Here is a 1080-nt window from a genome sequence, read left to right on the forward strand (position 1 = left end):
TCCCTGCATCCAACATTTCTTTGACTGCCAGTCCGTTATCGCGAGCAAGCTCGCTCCCACATTTTGATCCCTGTTACTCCAGTGGCATCACCGTTACCCGAACTTCCGGATCGTGATTACCCCCACCCAGAATCACCCCCCGCAACGGCGACACATCGGAAAAATCCCGGCCCCAGGCCAGGGTGATGTGCTCCAGTGCCGGTTGCACATTGTTGGTCGGATCGAAATCCACCCACCCCAGCACCGGGCAAAACACCGAAACCCAGGCGTGGGATGCATCAGCACCAATCAACCGTGGCTGACCCGGCGGTGGCTGGGTCAGCAGGTAGCCGCTGACGTAGCGCGCCGCCAACCCTCGGGAACGCACGCAAGCGAGCATCAGGTGAGCAAAGTCCTGGCAGACCCCGCGTCGGCGCTCCAGCACCTCCACCAGCGGCGTCGCCACCTGGGTTGCCTCGGCATCGAAGGTGAACTCGCTGAACATTTTCTCCATCAGCGCCTGCACGCCGAGCAGTAACGGTCGACCGGGTGGAAAACAGCTTTGCGAGAACTCGACGAAGTTTTTCTTCAAATGCACATACGGCGATTCAAACCGGTATCGGCAGGCTTCGAGCAGCTCGGGCGACAGCGGTTGGCTGCTGTAGGTCAGCGCGCTTCGTGTGTCTTCCCACGCCGCAGACCGATTGAGGTCCAGCACAGGCCGGGGCAACACTTCGATCGTGAGGCTGGCGTTGACCAGCAACTCATCGTGGGGACGCTCGAACGCCAGCCGGGTCAGCGGATTGCCGAACACATCCAACTCATCGCGACGCGAGGTCGGCTGCGGACTGATCTGCAATTGCCGGTCGGTACAGCGCTGCCAGGCACAAGGTCGCGGCCACAAATGCGCCAGTTGCTGGGCCAGGGACACCGGGCTGTCATAGTGATAATGGGTGTCGTGGGAAATCTGGTAGTGAGCACTCATCAGACGGACACCGTGCGCTGGCTGACATCGTCGACATGGGCGAAATGCCGCAGTGCCAGGCGATCGGAAACTTGCCCGCTGGCGTCGGCGATCTCCTGCAACAGCGCGGCCAGCCC

Annotated in this window: 1 protein-coding gene and 1 pseudogene; both read right to left on the bottom strand. The window is 61.5% G+C overall.

The features are described 5' to 3' along the window. Positions 1–73 precede the first annotated feature (73 nt). Positions 74–964: a transglutaminase family protein gene (locus tag ACXRVY_RS31010; protein ID WP_223462536.1), complete on the bottom strand. Its 891-nt coding sequence runs from the start codon at positions 962–964 to the stop codon at positions 74–76. Next, positions 964–1080 (bottom strand): annotated as a pseudogene (locus ACXRVY_RS31015) (alpha-E domain-containing protein); the annotation flags it as partial. The pseudogene ACXRVY_RS31015 and the gene ACXRVY_RS31010, both read right to left, overlap by 1 nt.

This window comes from Pseudomonas sp. P5_A2_2 (genome assembly GCF_054177685.1).